We start from the raw sequence: 17,498 nt of genomic DNA on the forward strand, positions 1-17,498 counted from the left end.
AGAAATATACGATATGTCGAAAATTAAGGTCAAAAACCCGGTCGTCGAAATCGATGGCGATGAAATGACGCGCATCATCTGGCAGTGGATTCGCGAGCGGCTGATTGAACCTTATCTCGACATTGATCTGCATTATTATGACCTGTCGATCGAGGTTCGCGACGACACCAATGACAAAATCACGGTCGATGCAGCCAACGCGATCAAGAAGCACGGCGTCGGCGTCAAATGCGCCACCATCACTCCGGATGAAGACCGGGTCGAGGAATTCGGCCTCAAGCGGATGTGGAAATCGCCAAACGGCACGATCCGCAACATTCTCGGCGGCGTCGTTTTCCGCGAACCGATCGTCATCGACAATGTCCCGCGGCTTGTTCCGGGCTGGACCGACCCTATCGTGGTCGGCCGTCATGCCTTTGGTGACCAGTATCGCTCGACCGATTTCAAGGTTCCGGGCCCCGGCAAGCTCCGTCTGGTCTGGGAAGGCGACAATGGCGATTCGATCGACGAGGAAGTTTTCCAGTTCCCGTCCCCCGGCATTGCCATGGCCATGTACAATCTGGACGATTCGATTCGCGATTTTGCCCGCGCGTCGATGAACTACGGACTGAACCGCGAATGGCCTGTTTATCTGTCGACCAAGAATACGATCATGAAAGCCTATGACGGCCGCTTCAAGGATCTGTTCGAAGAAGTTTTTCAGGACGAATTCAAGGCCAAATTCGACAAGGCCGGGATCACTTACGAGCATCGCCTCATCGATGACATGGTTGCCTCGGCCCTGAAATGGAGCGGCAAATTTGTCTGGGCCTGCAAAAACTATGATGGCGACGTCCAGTCGGACACGGTCGCACAGGGCTTTGGTTCGCTCGGCCTGATGACCTCGGTGCTGATGACACCGACCGGCGACTGTGTCGAAGCAGAAGCTGCGCACGGCACGGTGACCCGACACTATCGCCAGCATCAGCAGGGCAAGGCGACATCAACCAACCCGATCGCCTCGATCTTTGCCTGGACCCGCGGCCTGATCTATCGTGGACAATTTGACGATACACCAGAAGTAACGCGCTTCGCCGAGACGCTGGAACGCGTCTGCGTGCAAACCGTCGAAAATGGCGATATGACCAAGGATCTCGCGATCCTCATCGGACCGGATCAGTCGTGGATGACCACGGAACAGTTCTTTGAAGCCGTTCGGTCCAATCTCGAAAAAGAAATGGAAAACTGGAAATAAGCGTTCCGGACTAACCGGCACTTCGGGCGAGAGAATATTCTCTCGCCCGAATCCCGGACCAAGGACCGGCCCGGGAATCCGGGACGGCCATGCCATTCGCAGCATCGCCAGTCGCGAGCAGGCTGCGACAATGCCGACAATCACAATATCACGGCCAAGATCCGAGATTTTCTCTCTCCGCCATGTAACCTGCTGACAAACAGCATTGTTCGCGTATAGAGTCGGACCATGCACAGTCCACTCGAAAATCCCGCCTTCATTGACGCCATCGTGATCCTCGGCGCCGCCGGAATCGTGATCCCGGCTTTTGCCCGCTTTCGAATAACACCGATCATCGGGTTCATTCTGGTCGGCGTATTGCTCGGTCCATCCGGACTGGGCTCGCTGCAGGGCCAGTATAGCTGGCTGCAATTTGTCACGATCAACGATCGCGAGGCTATCGAGCCGTTCGCCGAAATGGGCATCATATTATTGCTCTTCTCGATCGGGCTGGAACTTTCCTTCAAGCGACTCTGGTCCCTGCGTCGTCTCGTCTTTGGCGTTGGCGCGGCGGAATTGCTGGCATCCGGCCTGATCATCGGGTCCGTCCTCTATCTTCTCGGCCAGAATTCGGCCGGCGCGCTTGGCCTCGGCCTGGCCCTCGCCCTCTCCTCGACCGCCCTGGTCCTGCCGATGTCCGGCACCAAAAGCCCGGTCGGCCGGGCCGCTCTCGCCATGCTCCTTTTCGAGGATGTCGCGATTGTGCCGATCATCTTCCTGCTTGGCGCCATCTCCCCGGCAATAACCGCCGATGGCGGCTGGGACGATCTCGGGCGCACGCTGCTCATGGGCGGCGCAGTGATTATCGGCATGCTGGTGCTGGGCCGCCTGCTTTTGCCGCGCATATTCGCGCAGGCCGCCCGCACCAAGAGCCCGGAGCTGTTCCTCGCGGTAAGCTTGCTGGTAATCATTCTCGCCAGTCTTGCGACCGCCGCAACCGGACTGTCCCCGATCGTCGGTGCCCTGCTCGCCGGCCTGCTGATTGCAGAAACCGAATATCATGGGGAAGTGGAAGTCATCACCCAGCCCTTCAAAGGCCTTGCACTGGGCGTCTTCCTGATCACCGTGGGCATGCAGATCGATATCAGGGTGATCATGGCCAACTGGTCGGATCTGCTGATTGCGGTCGTCGGCGTGGTGCTGATCAAGGCCATCGTCACCAGCAGCCTGCTGCGTTTCGCCGGCGCGCGACCGGGGACGGCAACAGAGGCCGGCGTGCTGATGTCGAGCCCGTCCGAGACCACCCTGATCGTGCTCGCCGCGGCAACACAGGCGCAGCTGATCCAGCCGCAGACGGCCGCCTTCTGGCAGATCGTGACGGCGATCGGTCTGACCATCACGCCGTTGCTCGCCCGCTTTGGCCACGACATGGCCCGCCGCATGGAAATGCGCAGCGACGGTGGTGCAACAGCTGATGAAAAACCGGTTGAGGCCCAGCAAACCATCATCATCGGATTTGGCCGGGTCGGCAAGCTGATCGCCGACCTGCTGACCACCCATGACCAGAAATATCTCGCCGTCGAAACCAATATCGACACGGTCGCCAAAGCACGGCGCGAGGGCTATCCGATCATGTTCGGCAATGTCTCGCGCAACGAAATGCTCGACCGGTTACGGCTTGGCCATGCCAAGGCACTGGTCCTGACCATGGATGAACCGGTGCTGTCGGTCCAGATCGTCAAGAAGGTGCGCGCATGGGTACCGGATCTCCCGATCATCGCAAGGGCGCGGGATATCGAACATGCCGCCGAGCTTTATCAGGCAGGCGCAACCAATGCCGTGCCCGAAGCGCTGGAGGGCTCGCTGCAACTGTCGGAGGCGGTGCTGGTTGAAAACGGCGTCGCCATGGGCCCGGTCATCGCCTCAATCCACGAACTGCGCGACATCTACCGCAAGCGGATTCAGGAAGAAGGCGATCTGGAACACGAACCCAAGCTGAAATCCATGTCGACATCCACCGGTCAGGCAACCGCCGACGATCTGGTGCCCGACGGCCTCAGCCCGCAAGAACAGACCTGATCGCGGCAATCGCATCGTCGGCCTTGGCGCCATCAGGGCCGCCGCCCTGCGCCATGTCCGGACGGCCACCGCCGCCCTTGCCACCCACGGCACCGACGCCCGCCTGAACCAGATCGACCGCGCTGAAGCGATCGGTCAGGTCATCGGTTACGCCCACCGCCACGGTTGCCCGGCCATCATTCACCGCGACCAGCGCGCTCACGCCGCTCGACAGCTTCTGCTTCGCCTGATCGACGAGGCCCCGCAATTCCTTGGGATTCAGCCCCTGAATGACCTGTCCGGCAAAAGCGACATCGCCAATCGTCTCCGTTTCCGCTGCCTTCGCGCCGCCACCATCACCGGCCAGCGCCAGCGCTTTCTTCGCCTCGGTCAGCTCGCGTTCCAGCTTCTTGCGTTCATCGACCAGAGCCGCAACCCGTTCCACCGCCTCTTCCGGTGACGCTTTCAACGCGCCGGCAATCGACTTGAGCTTGGCATCGCGGTCCAGCAGCCACAGCCTTGCCGCCTCGCCGGTCAGCGCTTCTATTCTGCGAACACCGCTGGCGACCGCGGATTCCGATATGATGGTCATCAGGCCGATATCGCCCAACGCGTGGACATGGGTACCACCGCACAGTTCCACCGAATAATCGCAATCGGCATCCAGTCCCATCGACAGCACCCGAACCTCGTCGCCATATTTCTCGCCGAACAGCGCCAGCGCGCCTGCCGCCACGGCATCATCTGGGCTCATCAGACGGGTGGTCACCGCGCTGTTGCCGCGGATCTGTGCGTTCACATCCGCTTCCACGGCCTGTATTTCCGCTTCGGTCAGCGCCGAGACATGGGAAAAGTCGAAGCGCAGACGATCGGGCGCGACCAGGCTGCCCTTTTGCGTCACATGATCACCAAGGTGATGGCGCAAGGCCTTGTGCAGCAGGTGGGTAGCGCTGTGATTGGCGCGCAACGCCGTGCGGCGCTCCTTATCGACGACCAGATGAATGCTGTCACCGACCGACACCGAGCCCGAACGAATTTCGATCTGGTGGGCGTGCAGCCGGCCCAGCGGTTTTCTGGTGTCGGTCACGCTCGCGGCAAAACCGTCATCCCCCGACATCTCGCCGGCATCGCCCATCTGGCCGCCGCTTTCGCCGTAAAATGGCGTCTGGTTGGTCAGCAGGGTGACCGTATCACCGCTCTTGGCCGTCTCGATTTCGGCGCCATCCCTGACCAGAGCGACAACAACGCCCTCGCCTTCCTCGGATGTATAGCCGGTAAATTCGGTGCTGCCTTCGCGCTCGGCAATGTCGAACCAGACCGTGTCGGACGCCTGGTCACCGGAGCCTTTCCAAGCGGCGCGTGCGGCGGCCTTCTGCTCGGCCATCGCCTTGTCGAAGCCTTCACGGTCGACGCCCAGCGATTTGGCGCGCAGCGCATCTTCGGTCAGATCATAAGGGAAGCCATAGGTATCGTAGAGCTTGAACGCGGTTGCTCCGGGCAGAACATCGCCCTCGCCCATATCGACGATTTCCGCGTCGAGCAGCTTCAGGCCATTGGCCAATGTCTGCCGGAAATTGGTTTCCTCGCGCAGCAAGGTTTCCTCGATCAGCGGTTGCGCGCGGATCAGTTCGGGAAAGGCATTGCCCATTTCACCGGTCAGCGAACCGACCATCCGGTGCATCAGCGGATCGGCAGCGCCGAGCAGATGGGCATGGCGCATCGCCCGCCGCATAATCCGGCGCAAAACATAGCCGCGGCCCTCGTTGGACGGCAGCACGCCATCGGCGACCAGAAAGGAGGAGGCGCGCAGATGGTCAGCGATCACCCGGTGGCTCGCCTGATTTTCACCTGTGGTGGCCGTGCCGGTCAGCGATCCCGATTCCGCGATCAGCGCCTTGAACAGGTCGATGTCATAATTGTCGTGCACGCCCTGCATGACGGCAGCCACACGTTCCAGCCCCATGCCGGTATCGATCGACGGCTTGGGCAGATCAACGCGGTCGCCCTCTCCGCGCTGGTCATATTGCATGAACACGAGGTTCCAGATTTCGACGAAGCGATCGCCATCCTCGTCCGGGCTGCCCGGGGGGCCACCGGCAATATGCTCGCCGTGATCATAGAAGATTTCGCTACACGGGCCGCATGGACCGGTATCACCCATCGACCAGAAATTGTCGTTGGTCGCAATCCGGATGATCCGCTCGTCCGGCAAGCCGGCGATTTTCTTCCACAGATCGAAAGCCTCATCATCGGTATGAAAGACCGTCACGGTCAACCGGTCCGGTGATATGCCCCAGACCTTGGTGACCAGAGTCCAGGCGTGGACGATCGCCTGTTCCTTGAAATAATCGCCGAAGGAAAAATTCCCGAGCATTTCGAAAAACGTGTGATGCCGCGCGGTATAGCCGACATTGTCGAGATCATTATGCTTGCCGCCAGCGCGCACACATTTCTGGCTGGACGTTGCTGTCGCATAAGAGCTCTTCTCCGCACCGGTGAAGATATTCTTGAACGGGACCATCCCCGCATTGATGAACATCAATGTCGGGTCATTATACGGAATGAGCGGCGACGACGGGACAATCTCGTGACCTTCGGCCGCGAAATAGTCCAGAAAAGAGCGTCTTATATCATTGGTGGTTTGCATGAAATCGACTTAGGCGAGCGATCTGCCGTTGACAATCCCGAGAATGGATCAAAAGCTAATCCCGCAAGCAGGTAACCCGCGTGGCCTCTCCGTCTGCCGGCGAAGGGCTGATGCCGATCGAGGCATATCCTTCGAGGCCCTCGATGTCCCTCGCCTGACCGATGGGAGGCAAATTCCACCCCCGCTGGTTCCAGACTGTCCGCACATCTTCCGATCCGTCCGCGAAGATCAGAGAATAGTTGTAGGGCCCCCGCTCAATCCCGAAATACAGATGGAAACCGGAGAGTTTGAGTCCGTGCCAGTTGACCGGTTCATCCAGTTCAAGATGGTGCACGATATTCCCCGACACGGTTTGCAAGATCGAAAGGTCGGGTTGCTCGCCAGCCATCATTTCGACGATCTTCTGGAACCCGGCATTAGGGGTGCAATCCGGCTCGAAACCTATCTGGACTGGATCGAAAAAATCCCGGGGCTCCGGAAGCGGCTCCGTGGCGACACTGGCGAGCGAGGAGAGCCCCAGCAGGAAAAGACCATCAAGCATAGGCATAAGGCCCGCCCTTTTCGAGCGCCGTCTGATATTGCGGGCGTGCATGAATGCGCTCGAGATAGGCCATCAGATTGGGATAACGCTGGTCCAGTCCGGCCCGCGATTGACACGCTTCAAGCGGGAAGCTCATCATGATATCCGCGGCAGTTAACTGATCGCCGGCGAAATAGTCACGGTTCGTCAGTTCACTTTCCAGCCAGACCAGCAGGTCGGTAACCATCTGCCCTACGGGCTTGCGCGCCGGCAGGCCAAGCAGGCCGAGACGGCCAACCACCAACAGCCCATAAAGCGGCGGCATCATGGAACCTTCGGCAAAATGGAGAAACTGGTTATACAGCCGCGCGCCTTTTTTGTCGGCAGGAGCGCCCAGCTTGCCACCGGCCTTCTCGACCAGATATTCGGCAATCACGGCAGTCTCGATAATAACCTCTCCGTCATCCTCGATCATCGGCGATTTGCCGAGCGGATGAATGGCTTTCAGACTGTCCGGTGCCTTCTGGGTCTTGGGATTCCGCTCATAGCGCTTGATTTCATAAGGCAGGCCGAGTTCTTCGAGCAGCCAGAGAATTCGCTGCGAACGACTGTTTTCAAGATGATGTACGACGATGGTCATGGCGAGAGTCCTTCCAGGGAGCGCGACAGCGGTAAAATCTGATGCCAAGCAAGCGTTTTAATCGTGCAAATGTCAATCTTAACCCGCGCCGGCGCCCAAATTCCGGGCAGAAAAATGGGCCGTCCTCAGTGTCGGGGGACAGAAGGACGACCCTATGCCAAGGATCGCCTCGGGGGAGAGTGATCCGGCAAAACTTTATAGATGTGAATTCTGGTGCCGACTTCAGAGGAACAGGGCCGGCTGGGAAAAGGCCCGTCAGACTGGCGGCCACAGCCCCCGGTCTGACGGCATAATCACCTATTTTCCGTCGTCGCCGTCATCGGCCTTGCCAATCGGGCCGGTCATCATTTCCTCGGCCACTTCTTCCTGCTTGCCGCGAATCTGGTTTTCCAGCTTGGCCATCATCTCGGGGTTTTCCAGAAGGAAGCGCTTGGAATTCTCACGTCCCTGCCCGATGCGGACCGAGTCATAGGAGAACCATGCACCGGATTTTTCGACCACACCGGCTTTCACGCCGAGATCGATAATCTCGCCAACCTTGGAAATGCCCTGGCCGTACATGATGTCGAATTCAACCTGTTTGAACGGCGGAGCGACCTTGTTCTTGACCACTTTGACGCGGGTCGAGTTGCCGACAATATCGTCGCGTTCCTTGATCTGGCCGGTGCGCCGGATATCCAGCCGGACCGATGCATAGAATTTCAGCGCATTGCCGCCCGAGGTGGTTTCCGGATTGCCGTACATCACGCCGATTTTCATGCGGATCTGGTTGATGAAGATGACCATGCACTTGGAACGGCTGATAGAGCCGGTCAGCTTGCGCAGCGCCTGACTCATCAGGCGCGCCTGCAGACCGACATGGGTATCGCCCATTTCGCCTTCGATTTCCGCGCGCGGCACCAGAGCGGCAACCGAATCGACCACCAAAATGTCAATCGCATTGGAACGGACCAGCGTATCTGTGATTTCCAGCGCCTGCTCGCCGGTATCCGGCTGCGAGATGATCAATTCGTCGGTGTTGACGCCCAGCGCCTTGGCATAGACCGGGTCGAGCGCATGTTCTGCGTCAACAAAGGCAGCGGTGCCACCGTTTTTCTGTGCTTCGGCGATCACGTGCAAGGCCAGCGTGGTCTTGCCGGAACTTTCCGGTCCGTAGACTTCGATGACGCGTCCTTTAGGCAATCCCCCGATGCCAAGCGCGATATCAAGTCCCAGGCTGCCCGTGGAAATGGCTTCCACTTCCAATGCCTTGCGCTGGCCCAGCTTCATCGCCGAGCCCTTGCCGAAAGCGCGATCAATCTGCGCCAATGCGGCGTCTAGCGCCTTTTGTCTGTCTGATGAGTTCAACTGATTTTCCGATTCTACGACTTTTAAATTGCCGGCCATTTGCCTGTCCCCTTCGCTAAATGCTTAACCATCATCAATCAATGATTGTGATCATGTACCGCATTTGTTCTCAAAGAACAAGAAGAGAACATATATTTTTCAGGCCCTGGTGAAATTATTGAAAAACTTGAGAATTATGCCGATTTCTAGTCCTTCTTGGCATGTTCGGCCAAAGTTTCCCCGACCGCTTCCGCGATTTGCGCCACCGAAAATGGCTTGGGCAGGAAATTGACCTTGTCGAGATCGATGGACTTGCGCAATTGTTCCTCGGCATAGCCCGACATGAACAGGATCGGCAGGTCCGGATAATTTTTGCGCACATGCCTTGCCATGGTCGGACCGTCCATGTTCGGCATCACCACGTCGGACACGATCAGGTCGAACTGCTGCTCCTGACCCGCCTGCTCCGCGAGCAGCCCCAGGGCTTCCTCGCCCTCGCAAGCCGGCACCACCGTATAGCCCTGGCGCGCAAGCGCCCGCTCCGCGACAGCGCGCACCATATCCTCGTCCTCGACCAGCAATATATGGGCGTTGCCCCACAATTCCTTCGTCCCCGTCGCCTTGACCGGCATCGACTCGAGCGTGGCCCGCTCCAGATCGTCCTGCGTCGGCTTGTGTACCGGAAAATAGATCGAGAAGGTCGTGCCCTCGCCCGGTGTGGAATCGGCGAATATATAACCGCCCGACTGCTTGATGATTCCATAGACCGTCGACAGGCCGAGACCGGTGCCCTTGCCGACTGCCTTGGTGGTGAAAAACGGCTCGAAAATCTTGCCGATCACATGCGGTGGAATGCCGCTGCCGGTATCGGAGAAAATCAGCGCGGTATAATCGCCCACCGGCAGGATATCGCTTTTCAGGGCCTGCACGTCGGAGGCTCCGACCGCCTGGGTGGAAATCGAAATCTTGCCCCCCTTGGGCATCGCGTCGCGGGCATTGACGCCGAGATTGATGATCACCTGCTCGAGCTGCCCCGGATCGGCGCGCACCAGACCGAGATTGCGACCGTGCCGGACCTCCAGCTCGATCGTCTCGTCGAGCAGCCGCTTCAGCAGATTGGAGACATCGGCCACAACATCGGGCAGTTGCAGCACTTGCGGCCGCAGCGTCTGCTGGCGCGAGAAAGCGAGCAACTGCCGGGTCAGGCCGGCCGCCCGGTTGCTGTTATTCTTGACCTGCTGGATGTCGTCATAATCGCTGTCTCCCGGCGCATGGCGCAGCAGCATAAGATCGCAATGGCCGATGATCGCGGTCAGAATATTGTTGAAATCATGGGCCACGCCACCGGCAAGCTGGCCGACCGCCTGCATCTTGGTCGCCTGCGCAACCTGGCTTTTCAGCTTCGACTCTTCGCTATTGTCGCGGATCGAAAGCAGCACCGCCGCTTCGCCGAGCCCGCGCACACCGGCGATCCCCAGCGCCACCGGCTCCTCGCCGCCATTGCGCAGCCGCACCGCCAGGTCACCGGCCAGCGGCGGACCGCTCGCATAGCGGCGCACGGCATCGGAAACCGCCGACTTGTCATCGCGGATCATCAGATCGCCGGGATAGAGCGGCTGTTCCTTTTCGCCGATGCCGGCAGTCTTGGCAAAGGCCTCGTTGAAGAACAGGAACCGGCCGTCGCGATCGGTCAGCGCCAGCCCAAGCGGCAGCAGCGACAGCATCGATTCGACCTGTTCCAGCGCCTTGCCGCGCTCGACCATCCCGCCGTCATCGTCGATCAGCAGGATCAGCGCCGGCCCCTTTTCCTTTTCCCGGTCGAGCGGAACGTGAAAAAGGCGCACCGGCGTGCCATGCCGGCCCTCGCGCTCGAAAAAGATCGTGCCCCTGTCATCGGACCGCAGGAAATTGATGAAATTGCGGCCGGTGATATTGGCATCCACCCGGCCGGTTGCGCGCAGGGCAAAAGCCTGGTTGGACGCCCGGATTCGCCCTTCGCCGCCGATCACGCTGGCCAATATGCCGACCTCCGAAAAGGCGCGGCCACCGCCACCGCTGACCAGCCTGATCATCTCGTCCAGCAAATCTGCCTGGATTTGCGGTATCATCTGCCAGAGCAGATATTCATCACCCTGTCCCGCGCGCACGACCTTCGCGCTATATTCCGCAACCCCGCGCTTCAGCCCCTCGGCATAGCCGCGGCCATCGCGCCAGGCGGCTCGTCCGGCCGTCGCGAGCAACTCGTTGCCGCCCGCCTGCAACGGCAATTCGGGGGGAACCGCCGCGCCATTGAACCATTTGGTAAAAAGCTCGTTGGCGCAGACCAGCCGCCCGGCCCGGTCGGTAATCGCCAGACCGATATCCGACTGATCGGCAACCATTCGGGTAACCGCCCAGTCGTCGGGATCCGCCTGGTCCTGATCGGCGGCGACATTCTCCGGGCGCAGGAAATAGGCAACGCCGGCCAGGCTGAGCACCAGCGCAAAAAAGGCAACAAGCAGGGTGATATTCTGCACCTGCCAGTAGAGCAGTCCCGCCGAGGCCAGAACCGCCAGCACCAGCACCAGTGCCCGGATCCGCACATCGCTTTGCGCCTTGCGCGTGCTGGGATTCAGCAATCCGGCCTTGGGCTGTGCCTTACTCGCCATCGCCCGTCCCGCCAGCGATGGTTTGAGTCAGCCGCCCTTTCCGCTTCCGCGCGATCCACCAGCGCCATCCGAAGGAACTGACCAGATAGCCGATCGCCGCAAAAAATATCGCAAACAGCAAAAAGCCGAAAGCGGTCACGCCCGCTTCGCGCCCCAGCCAGCTCAGCCATTGACCGAATTCGCTCTGGATATGCGTGTTGATCGGCTGGCCGGATGTCATCGCGTCAAATTGCAGGACAAATTTGCCGGTCTGGTTGGCCGCGGCAATCCAGAACGGATAGGTCAGCGGATTGGTGATGAATGTGGTGATCGCCGCAATCGGGACATTGGCGCGCACCGGCAGCGCCAGAAAGACCGCAGCGAATATCTGGCCGACCGGAACCAGAAAGGCCGCCAGCATTCCGAGGGCAACGCCGCGCGGGACCGAACGACGGGTGAACCGCCACAATTCGGACCGCAAAAAGCGATGGGCAATAGGCTTGAGATATTTGTTCCGTTCCATTGCCGCTCGGGTCGGCATCTTGCGCTGGAACCAATGGACCACATACATGATCAGACGAGCGGCAAAATCCTTGTCACGAATATGAGGCCTCGGATCAGCCATGGTCGCGCATCAGCCGGCCCTGCTGCCTTTTCCAGTCGCGATCCTTCTCGGTCTGTCGCTTGTCCGGTGCCTTCTTGCCCTTGGCCAGCGCCAGCTCCAGCTTCGCCCGTCCCTTGCTGTTGAAATAGATGGACAGCGGCACGATCGTCATGCCCTTGCGCATGACCGCGCCGTGCAGCTTGTTGATCTGGCGCCGGCTGAGCAGCAACTTGCGCGGCCGCGTCGGGGTGTGATTGTGCCGGTTGCCATGGCTCCATTCCGGGATATTGGCATTGATCAGCCAGACTTCGTCATCCTTCACCTCGGCGTAACTTTCGGCGATCGTTCCGGAGCCGAAGCGCAGCGATTTCACTTCCGTGCCGGTAAGCATGATGCCCGCCTCGAACTTGTCATCCAGAAAATAGTCATAGCGCGCCCGCCGATTTTCGGCGACGACCTTCTGCTTGTCAAATTCTTCCGGACGCGGTTTTGCCATCAGACCAGCCCAGCCCCTTCCAGAGCAGCGTCGACGGCCTTGCGGCTGGCTTCGGACGGTGGCGTCATCGGCAAGCGCAGCTCGGTCGAGAAATTGTCGAACACCCGCGACATGGCATATTTGATCGGGCCGGGCGAAGCGTCGGAGAATAGCGCCTTGTGCAGCGGATAGAGTACGTCGTTGAGCTCGCGCGCCTTGGCATAGTCACCGGCAGCGCAGGCGGCCTGGAATTCGGCGCATAATTTGGGCGCGACATTCGCGGTCACCGAAATGCAACCGACTCCGCCAGCGGCGTTGAACGCCAGCGACAGTTCGTCGACACCGGACAGCATGACGAAATCATCCGCGCAATTCAGGCGATGCGCGGTGACCCGGTCGAGATCCCCGCTGGCATCCTTGATCGCCACCACGCTGGGAAGCTTCGACAAGGCCGCAACCGTGTCCGGCATGATGTCGGTCACCGTCCGGGCCGGAACATTGTAAAGCACCAGCGGCAGATCGGTTTTTTGCGTCAGCGTCGTGAAATGCGCGGTGATGCCTTCCTGATTGGGCCGGTTATAATAAGGCGCGACCACCAGACCGGCTGTAGCGCCGCATTTTTTGGAGAAATCCAGATGCAGCAGGGCATTGGTCGTATCATTGGACCCGCAGCCGGCGATCACGGGCACCCGCCCGGCCGCCTGTTCAATGCATATTTCGATCACCCGGTGATGCTCGGCATTGGACAATGTGGAAGCTTCCCCGGTTGTCCCGCAGGGCACAAGGGCACTGCTGCCCTGGTCGATCTGCCAGTCCACCAGAGCGCGAAACTGGTCTTCGGCAAACGATCCGTCGCGAAAGGGAGTCGCCAGAGCCGGTATTGAGCCCGAGAACATCTAATAATCCTTTATATTTACCTTGGAAATGGGCAAAGCCGCCACCAAGTCATTTTCATTATTAACGGTGATATAGTTCGCCGTTCAGCGCCTGATAAGGAGCCTAACCGTAAAATGTCCAGCATGGTATCAAGATTTGTTATAGCCGCTCTGCTTTTCAGCCCCGCCACCTGCATGGCCGCCGACAATATCGGCGAACAGATGGGCTGGCAAAAAGAAAGTGCAGGCCTGTCCGATCCAACCGGCGGCAATGCGATTCTGGGCCTCCAGCGCTGGCGCGTGCTGACCCAATCCGACAATTATTCCTTCGAGGATTATGCCGGTTTTCTGGTCACCTTCCCGGGCTGGCCGGAAGATACGAGAATGCAGCGCAATGCGGAACAGGCAATCAATATCAACAGCTTCTCCCCGGCTCGCGTGCTGGCTTTTTTCAACCGATTCGAACCGATCACCAATGCCGGTGCCGCCAAATTTGCGGTCGCCCTGCAAGCGACCGGACAGCGCGAGCTGGCCGACAAGTGGGCCCGGACGGCCTGGCGTGGCGGCACATTGACCGACGAAGATGAAGCGATGCTGATCGCGCGCTTCAGTTCGGTGTTCAGCATCGAAGATCATGACGCGCGCATGGACGCGCTGTTATGGGCGAGAGCGACGCGGGATGCCGCGCGGCAACTCGGCTTCACTTCGCCCCAGCGGCGCCCCGTATTCGCGGCGAGACTGGCTCAGCTTACCGAATCCGCAGACGCCAATGATCAGGCCAGCGCGGTCGGCGCGATTGCTCGCGACGATGCCGGCTATCTGGCCGATCGCGCCCGTTATTTGCGCAACCGCGGCCAAAGCGCGGCGGCGCGGCAGTTGCTCGCTACCCGTCCGGAACTTCGCGTCAAACCCGCCTTGCCGGAAACATGGTTCGAGGCGATGCTGCTCAACGCCAAAGCCGCAGAGAATGACCGGCAATGGTCGACGGCTTATAATATCGCCTCGAAAATCGAGGATGCCTATGCCGAGCCGACACGGATCGCCGACCAGAATTCCCGCGTGCGCGACAGATATTCCGATCTCGCATGGATTGCCGGCACCGCCGCCCTCAACGGCCTGCGCCAACCGGCCAGGGCGGTGCGGATGTTTGACCTTTACGCGCAATCCTATGATTCCCCGAATATCACCTCCAAGGGCTATTATTGGGCGGGCCGCGCCGCTGCCGAAGCCGGACAGACCGAACAGGCACAGGCCTATTTCGAGAAAGCAGCGGCCTTTCCGGACTATTTCTACGGCCAGTTGTCGCTCGAGCGACTGGGACGACCGCTGCCGGAATTCAATCGCAAACCGGCGATCGAAATAACCGAAGAAGACCGCAGGGCCTATGACAGCGAACCGCTGGTCATCGCCGCCAAGGCATCTATCCGTACCGGCCCGTGGCGCGAGCAGATCCGCTTCCACCGGGCGCTCGCCTATAATGCAAAGACTCCCAAGGATTATCTGCTGCTCAGCGATCTCGCGACCCGTATCGGTGCGCGCGATCTCGGCGTTATCAAGGGAATCAGCGCGCTCAGCGCCGGCGTTGGCCCAATCGACGAGACATCTTTCCCGACGATGCAGGTTCCCTTCGGACATGAAGGCAGCTGGACGCTGATCCACGCGATCACGCGGCAGGAAAGCCAGTTTGCCGAAGGCGCAATCAGCCACGCAGGCGCGCGCGGCCTGATGCAGCTTATGCCCGGTACCGCGCGCGAGCAGTCGGGCAAGGCAAACCTGTCCTATAATCTGTCGTCGCTGACCGATGATCCGCAATATAATATCCGGCTGGGCAGCGGCTATATCCAGCGGATGATGGATTATTACGGCGGCAGCTACCCGCTCGCGGTGGCGGCCTATAACGCCGGTCCCGGCAATGTGAACAAGTGGCTGCGCGCCAACGGCGATCCGCGCATGGGCGGCATCGACTGGATTCAGTGGATCGAGGATATCCCGATTTCCGAAACCCGCAACTATGTCAAACGCGTGCTGGAAAATGCAGTTGTCTATGACACAAAAAATCCGCGCGGCCCCACGATCCGCAGCGACACGCCGCTGACCCGCTATATCGGCAAGAATTACAAGGGCTGAGCGCCCGGTCCTCGCATTCGACAAAGGTTGCAGTGAAATATTTCGCACCGGTCTTTTTGACTCTGCTGGCGGCCAGCGCCCTGAGCGCTTGCGCAACTCCGGCGGATCGCCCGGGCAATCCCGGCTTTGTTGCTTGCGCTGACCAGGATCTGGACGCCAATCTGTCCGACAGCCTCTGTCACGAAACCCGCGTCGATCACAGCGCACGGCAGGACCAACCTGCTTCGCTCTTCGTGCGCAAATTCCCCGCGCTTGGCAACCATCAGGGCGAGATATGGCTGATCGCCGGTGGTCCCGGCGAATCCGGCGCCAGTTTCTACGCCGACATCAATTTCTTCAGACAGACATTTGCCGACTATGATGTCATGGTTCCCGATCATCGCGGAACCGGCTATTCGTCAAAATTGTGCATGCCCGAGGAGACACCGGATAGTACCGGCGGGCTGGCACTTGCCAGAGCGGAATGGGGAAGCTGTTTCGGGACTTTATATGCAAACCCGGAAAGAGCCGGCAGTTTCAACCGGCGAAACGCCGCGCTTGACCTCGACACACTTGTATCGACGCTGGGCTCGCAGAACACTACCCTGGTCTATGGCGTCTCATACGGCACGTCGCTGGCGCTTGAATATGCCGGACTGGCGACCAGTGACATCGACGGCATCATTCTCGACTCCCTGACTCCCGAAGCGTCCGATCATCTGAATGGGCTCTCCTACCGATCACAAACCACGAACCAGGTTGGCATGGCCTTGCTTGATCGCTGTGCGACAGACAGCCATTGCAGTCTCGGAACGGAAGCCGTCGAAATCTATCGCGCCTTGCTCGAGAAGCTCGATGCCGGGATAGATTTTCCGGGCATGGAGAGTGTGCCCAATGGTGATCTGCGACAGCTTCTAGGCCTGCTTCTGGATGTACCGAGTGCCCGCAACCGGATTCCGGACATTATCGGAGCGTTGTCGAACAGAGATTCCGACGCCGGACGGCTGATTCTGGATGTCATTCAGGACGCCGAGTCCTATTGGAGCAAGATCAGTCGATTCCAACAGGCGACCTCTTCGATCCCGCTGTCTGCCATTATCACCGGTTCCGAATTTAACAGCCGCCCCGACCTGACGGCCGAGCAACTGGCTTCGGAGAAAGCCAATTTGGGCTTCACCAGCCCCCTTCCCGGCCTGCTGGTGAACAACCGGTTCCCGCTCTATGAACCCCTGCCAGCGCTGGCCCTGCCCGCCACAATGCCACCCATATTGATATTGCAGGGAACATTGGACCCGAAAACGCCTTATGCCACGGCCGCAAAACATGCAGCCAGCCTCCGTGCCAGGGGATCCGTCGCGATGTTGAGCCTGACCGACGCGCCGCATGCGGCCTATATCACCAGCCAGGATTGTCTTGCAAAGCCGCTGGCGCTGTTTGCCGCAAATCCGGAAGCGGTGGCATCGGAAACCTGTGCTCCCGCGGCGACCGCCCTCACTTTCCGTTGAGCGAATGGCGACAAGGAGAAAGCACCCGCTTGCGGAGACTGCGGCTTCGCCTCAATCCTTGACCTCATAGCCAAATGCTTCATGGGCCAGTTCGACCAGCTCCGGATCAGCGTCCGGCAAATGATCCGGCAAGACTGCTTCCAGCGTGTCGGCGACATGGGTCATCGCCGCGATACGCGCGGATTTCTTGTCATTGCCGGCGATCACTTTCCAGGGGGCCCAGCGCGTATCGGTATATTGGAACATGTTGTGCATCGCTTCGAGATAAGCGTCGCGCTTGTCCCGGTTGCGGAAATCTTCGGCGGTAATTTTCCAGCGCTTGTGCGGCGTGTCGAGCCGTTTGGCCAGACGCTTGTCCTGTTCTTCCTGCGTGGTGTGAAAGAACAGCTTCACCAGATTGGTGCCGCCGTCGATCTGCTGCGCTTCAAATTCGTTGATCTCGTCATAACCGCGCTTCCAGTCCGCCGGCTCGCAAAAGCCCTCCACGCGCTCGACCAGCACCCGGCCATACCAGCTGCGGTCGAACACGCCGATTTCGCGGCTGCCCGGCAATTTCTGCCAGAAGCGCCAGAGGAAATGGCGGTCTTTTTCTTCCTTGCTCGGGGCGCCGATCGGCCAGACATCATAATATCGCGGATCCCATTCGCCGGTCATCCGGCGGATCGTGCCGCCCTTGCCCGCTGCGTCCCAGCCCTCGAATACCAGGATCGAGCGGCTGCCGTGAATGATATGCTTGAAATGGATATGCGCCAGCCGGTCCTGCAGCGCTTTCAGCGCCTCGCTATAATCGCCGTCAAAATCGTCATCGGATTCATAGTCGGAAAGATTTATGGTCATTCTCACTCCGTTCGCCATGAACGCACCCCGGCCGGGCGGGCGAGGCACATTCCGTTCAATATGTG

At 59.6% G+C, this 17,498-nt stretch carries 13 protein-coding genes; 4 read left to right on the top strand and 9 right to left on the bottom strand.

The window, feature by feature from the left end:
• Positions 1–13: 13 nt before the first annotated feature.
• Both SPHFLASMR4Y_RS06430 and SPHFLASMR4Y_RS06435 read left to right on the top strand, forming a co-directional pair.
• Complete coding sequence (locus SPHFLASMR4Y_RS06430; protein WP_089132819.1) at positions 14–1,234, top strand: NADP-dependent isocitrate dehydrogenase; 1,221 nt, start codon at positions 14–16, stop codon at positions 1,232–1,234.
• 228 nt (positions 1,235–1,462) lie between these two features.
• Positions 1,463–3,292 carry a cation:proton antiporter gene (locus SPHFLASMR4Y_RS06435; protein WP_089132820.1) on the top strand — a complete coding sequence of 610 codons (1,830 nt, stop codon included), beginning with the start codon at positions 1,463–1,465 and terminating at the stop codon, positions 3,290–3,292.
• Here SPHFLASMR4Y_RS06435 and alaS read toward each other — a convergent pair.
• The 8 genes from alaS to dapA form a co-directional block, all read right to left on the bottom strand.
• On the bottom strand, positions 3,270–5,918 hold the full coding sequence (alaS, locus tag SPHFLASMR4Y_RS06440; RefSeq protein WP_089132821.1) for an alanine--tRNA ligase: 2,649 nt from the start codon (positions 5,916–5,918) through the stop codon (positions 3,270–3,272). The genes SPHFLASMR4Y_RS06435 and alaS overlap by 23 nt on opposite strands.
• Positions 5,919–5,973: 55 nt before the next feature.
• Positions 5,974–6,459: a hypothetical protein gene (locus SPHFLASMR4Y_RS06445; protein WP_089132822.1), complete on the bottom strand. Its 486-nt coding sequence runs from the start codon at positions 6,457–6,459 to the stop codon at positions 5,974–5,976.
• Positions 6,452–7,078: a glutathione S-transferase family protein gene (locus SPHFLASMR4Y_RS06450; RefSeq protein ID WP_089132823.1), complete on the bottom strand. Its 627-nt coding sequence runs from the start codon at positions 7,076–7,078 to the stop codon at positions 6,452–6,454. The genes SPHFLASMR4Y_RS06445 and SPHFLASMR4Y_RS06450 overlap by 8 nt, the downstream gene beginning before the upstream one ends.
• A 297-nt stretch (positions 7,079–7,375) precedes the next feature.
• The gene (gene recA / locus SPHFLASMR4Y_RS06455) at positions 7,376–8,464 is read right to left on the bottom strand and encodes a recombinase RecA (RefSeq protein WP_089132824.1); all 1,089 of its coding nucleotides are present in this window, start codon (positions 8,462–8,464) and stop codon (positions 7,376–7,378) included.
• Positions 8,465–8,610: 146 nt separating this feature from the next.
• Entirely contained in the window at positions 8,611–11,052 is a 2,442-nt protein-coding gene (locus SPHFLASMR4Y_RS06460; RefSeq protein WP_089132825.1) for a response regulator, read from the bottom strand.
• Complete coding sequence (locus SPHFLASMR4Y_RS06465; protein ID WP_260807101.1) at positions 11,042–11,656, bottom strand: DUF2062 domain-containing protein; 615 nt, start codon at positions 11,654–11,656, stop codon at positions 11,042–11,044. Before SPHFLASMR4Y_RS06465 ends, SPHFLASMR4Y_RS06460 begins: the two co-directional genes overlap by 11 nt.
• Positions 11,649–12,131, bottom strand: a complete 483-nt coding sequence (gene smpB / locus SPHFLASMR4Y_RS06470) for an SsrA-binding protein SmpB (protein WP_089132826.1) — start codon at positions 12,129–12,131, stop codon at positions 11,649–11,651. The genes SPHFLASMR4Y_RS06465 and smpB overlap by 8 nt, the downstream gene beginning before the upstream one ends.
• The gene (gene dapA / locus SPHFLASMR4Y_RS06475; protein WP_089132827.1) at positions 12,131–13,006 is read right to left on the bottom strand and encodes a 4-hydroxy-tetrahydrodipicolinate synthase; all 876 of its coding nucleotides are present in this window, start codon (positions 13,004–13,006) and stop codon (positions 12,131–12,133) included. Before dapA ends, smpB begins: the two co-directional genes overlap by 1 nt.
• Positions 13,007–13,120: 114 nt before the next feature.
• Between dapA and SPHFLASMR4Y_RS06480 the strand changes: the two genes are divergently transcribed.
• Both SPHFLASMR4Y_RS06480 and SPHFLASMR4Y_RS06485 read left to right on the top strand, forming a co-directional pair.
• Positions 13,121–15,112 (top strand): lytic transglycosylase domain-containing protein, encoded by a 1,992-nt coding sequence (locus SPHFLASMR4Y_RS06480; RefSeq protein WP_089132828.1) that lies wholly within the window; start codon positions 13,121–13,123, stop codon positions 15,110–15,112.
• A 32-nt stretch (positions 15,113–15,144) separates the two neighbouring features.
• Entirely contained in the window at positions 15,145–16,596 is a 1,452-nt protein-coding gene (locus tag SPHFLASMR4Y_RS06485; RefSeq protein WP_186266057.1) for an alpha/beta fold hydrolase, read from the top strand.
• 51 nt (positions 16,597–16,647) lie between these two features.
• Here SPHFLASMR4Y_RS06485 and SPHFLASMR4Y_RS06490 read toward each other — a convergent pair whose 3' ends face one another.
• Positions 16,648–17,433: a polyphosphate kinase 2 family protein gene (locus tag SPHFLASMR4Y_RS06490; protein ID WP_089134728.1), complete on the bottom strand. Its 786-nt coding sequence runs from the start codon at positions 17,431–17,433 to the stop codon at positions 16,648–16,650.
• Positions 17,434–17,498: the final 65 nt, after the last annotated feature.

It is taken from the genome of Sphingorhabdus sp. SMR4y (assembly GCF_002218195.1).
Classification (GTDB): Bacteria; Pseudomonadota; Alphaproteobacteria; order Sphingomonadales; family Sphingomonadaceae; genus Parasphingorhabdus.